This window comes from Aeromonas sp. 600948, assembly GCF_049174875.1.
In the GTDB taxonomy this organism is placed as follows: Bacteria; Pseudomonadota; Gammaproteobacteria; order Enterobacterales; family Aeromonadaceae; genus Aeromonas; species Aeromonas veronii_A.
Genome location: NZ_JAAKTY010000042.1, coordinates 1 through 3162, shown reverse-complemented (window position 1 = coordinate 3162; position 3162 = coordinate 1). Strand labels below are relative to the sequence as shown.

Annotated in this window: 3 protein-coding genes and 1 tRNA gene; 2 read left to right on the top strand and 2 right to left on the bottom strand. The window is 55.8% G+C overall.

What is annotated here, in order from left to right; genetic code table 11:
* Positions 1-183: 183 nt before the first annotated feature.
* On the bottom strand, positions 184-1302 hold the full coding sequence (locus tag G5182_RS20065; RefSeq protein ID WP_227341807.1) for a fatty acid desaturase: 1119 nt from the start codon (positions 1300-1302) through the stop codon (positions 184-186).
* 147 nt (positions 1303-1449) lie between these two features.
* Here G5182_RS20065 and fabR point away from each other — a divergent pair, with 147 nt between their 5' ends.
* Both fabR and G5182_RS20055 read left to right on the top strand, forming a co-directional pair.
* Complete coding sequence (fabR, locus tag G5182_RS20060; protein ID WP_005339921.1) at positions 1450-2070, top strand: HTH-type transcriptional repressor FabR; 621 nt, start codon at positions 1450-1452, stop codon at positions 2068-2070.
* Positions 2071-2089: 19 nt separating this feature from the next.
* Positions 2090-2455: a YijD family membrane protein gene (locus G5182_RS20055; protein WP_139442142.1), complete on the top strand. Its 366-nt coding sequence runs from the start codon at positions 2090-2092 to the stop codon at positions 2453-2455.
* A gap of 465 nt (positions 2456-2920) precedes the next feature.
* On the opposite strand, the gene G5182_RS20050 is transcribed toward G5182_RS20055, so the two are convergent.
* Positions 2921-2997 (bottom strand) — tRNA-Asp (locus G5182_RS20050).
* Positions 2998-3162 lie beyond the last annotated feature (165 nt).

The window sequence follows — 3162 nt, the reverse complement described above, 5'->3', positions numbered from 1 at the left end:
TGCCATCTGGGGATCAGCTTTGAGCAGGCCTGCGAACAACTGGGTCTCAGCCAGCAGGAGCAACAGGCACTGGATCAGTTGCAGCAACAGCAGAGCCAAGCCAACTAGCTTGAGTTGAATCATAAAAGAGAAGACCGCCAGCAGGCGGTCTTCTCTTTTAGTCTCTGTGATAACCGGACGGCATCATGCAATACCTGCCAGCAAACGACTCCAGTTGCGTTTACCAGCGATGAAGCCGTCACGCACGGCCCGGTACTCCAGTTGCAGCTTGAGACGGTCATAGCGCGCCAGCGCCTTGCGCTTGCGCAGCTCCAGCAGCCGCTTGCGACTGGCGTAATAGTGTTGAAGCTGCTGACTCAGCTTGTCGTACTCCTCCTGCAGCAGCGCCTGCCACAGCTCGCGATCTTCCTGCTTGCGCAACTTGGCTTGTGCCCGTTTCAGCTGCATCTGCAGTCGAGCTTGTTCGATACGCTCCTCCGGCGAGGATCTGAGATCCCCCGCCAGACCACACCAGGAGGCGAGCCGGATCAACCACTTGGTCGGATCGAACTGCCACCAGTGAATGCCGTTGCGGTAGTCATTCTCGAACAGGTGGTGAAAGTTGTGATACCCCTCGCCAAAGGTGAAAAAGGCCAGGATGCCGTTATCGCGAGCGGTATTGCGGTCGGTATAGGGCTGACTGCCCCAGATATGGGCCAGCGAGTTGATGAAGAAGGTGGTGTGGTGAGTCATCACCATTCTCAGCACACCCGCCAACAGCAGCATGCCGAGCAAGTCCCCGTGCCACAGGCCGAGCAGCAGCGGCAGCCCCAGATTGGCCGCCAGCGCTAGCGTCAGATAGTGACGGTGCTGAAACGCGATCACCGGGTTGTTCTGCAGGTCTCGCACATTGCTGTAATCGCCATAGCGATCTCCCTGATGCTCACGCAGCATCCAGCCGATGTGGGAATACCAGAAGCCGTGCCCCGCGCTGTAGGGGTCTTTGTCGTTGTCATCCACATGACGATGATGACGGCGGTGATCGGCCGACCAGTGCAGGGCCGAATTCTGAAGCGCCAACGCACCGCCGATGGCAAACAACCACTGCAAAGCGGGGCGCGCCTTGTAGGCCTTGTGCGACCAGAGCCGGTGATAGCCTGCGGTGATGGAGAGACCACTCAGGCAGAACAACAACAGGAAACTGGCCCACTGCCAGAAATCGTAACCGTGGCTCATGCCATACCAAGGCACGGCAACCAGAGCGACCAGTCCGGAGAGGGAGAACAACAGGGTATTGGTGATAATAATCGGGGGTTTAGCCATCTTCTTGCATCCTTTCAGCGAACAGCTGTTAGCCATTTTCCATGGCAACTTCGCCATGGTCAATGGTAAAAAAGTAGGATACAAACCTGATCCGAAGGCGCCTTCGGGTTATCATTTGGCCTCGTTAAGCTGAAGGTGACTGATTTCGTGGGTATTCGCGCTCAACAAAAAGAAAAAACACGGCGTACATTGATTGATGCTGCATTCAGCCAACTGTGCGCCAACCGAAGTTTCTCCAATCTCAGCCTGCGGGAAGTCGCTCGCGAAGCGGGTATCGCGCCCACCTCTTTCTATCGCCACTTTCGCGATATGGAGGAACTGGGCCTGACCTTGGTTGACGAAGGAGGTCTCACCCTGCGCCAACTGATGCGCCAGGCACGCCAGCGCATTGCCGGTGGTGGCAGTGTCATCAGCACCTCGGTGCAGACCTTTATGGAGTTTGTCGAGAACAACCCCAACATCTTTCGGCTGCTGCTGCGGGAACGCTCCGGCACCTCGGCCGCCTTTCGCCAGGCGGTAGCTCGCGAAATCCAGCACTTTATCGCAGAGCTGACCGATTATCTGGAAGCCACCACAGAAGCACCACGGGAAGATGCCTACATCCAGGCAGAAGCCATGGTCACCATCGTCTTCAGTGCCGGTGCCGATGCACTCGACATGACCAGCGAAGAGTGCCGTGCACTCTCCGACCGAACAATTCGCCAACTGCGGATGATCGCCATGGGCGCCGAGGTACAAAACCAGAAGCGCCGTGAACCTCACCCATGACCACAGGATGGAGAACGACATGCCTGAACAGCTTATGATCCCGAAAAAACCGCTTGCCATGGCCATGCTGATTGGTATCTGTGGCGATGCCTCTCTGGCCGTGCTGACCAACTCGGTCGTGCCTTTCTCCTTCTTCCCGCTGATTGCCCTCTGGCTGGCGGCCTATCAGCTGTTCCAGCACTATCGCCATGAACCCATGGTGGGCAACACCCCCATCTGTACCCTGCTCTGCTTCTTTATCGGTGTCTTCGGTCACTCCGCGCTGCTCAAGGTGCAATACCCGGAGCTTGGCAGCAACTTCTTTTCCCTGATCATGATGCTGCTGTTACTGGCGGCCCTCTCCATCAAGCTCGGCCTGAGCATTGGCAACAAAGAGAAGCCCTGATAAATCAACCGAGTGATGGTAATCAGTTGATAGATAAAGCAAAGAGGCCTTCCCGTCGGGAAGGTCTCTTTGCTTGAACTGTACCTGATGAATCCGGCAATCTCGGTATTCCCAACCTAGCCAAACGGCTTGGCTTCAAGATCGATGTGCAGATGGAAGCGGAGGTGGTAAATATGGGACTGCCCTTTAGTCAGCAAGCGGCAGAAGCCTGATTTGACCCCTTGTAGACTCGTTCAAATGGCTGATAAGGCCCGGATATAGCCCGAAAATGGCGGGAATAACCGGCTATCTGGCACTCTTACTTGGCAGAGAAAAGCCAGATATTGGTGGTTTAAGGCGCTAAAAACACCAAAGCCCGGTTATGAAACCGGGCTTTGTGTTGATTCTTGCGTACAAATCTGTGGCCACTGGACAAAACCACCCATAGCAAAAAGGCCTTCCCATCTGGGAAGGCCTTCAAATTAGTGGCGGAGCGGACGGGACTCGAACCCGCGACCCCCGGCGTGACAGGCCGGTATTCTAACCGACTGAACTACCGCTCCGCATTCGGTTAGCTTTCGCTAAATTGTTTGCCGCGTCAGTGAACTGTCATCCTCGCAGCCAGTGACGTCATTCTTCACATCACCGTTTAATTGGGTGCCTGGCAGTGTCCTACTCTCGCATGGCGAATGCCACACTACCATCGGCGCTACCGCGTTTCACTTCTG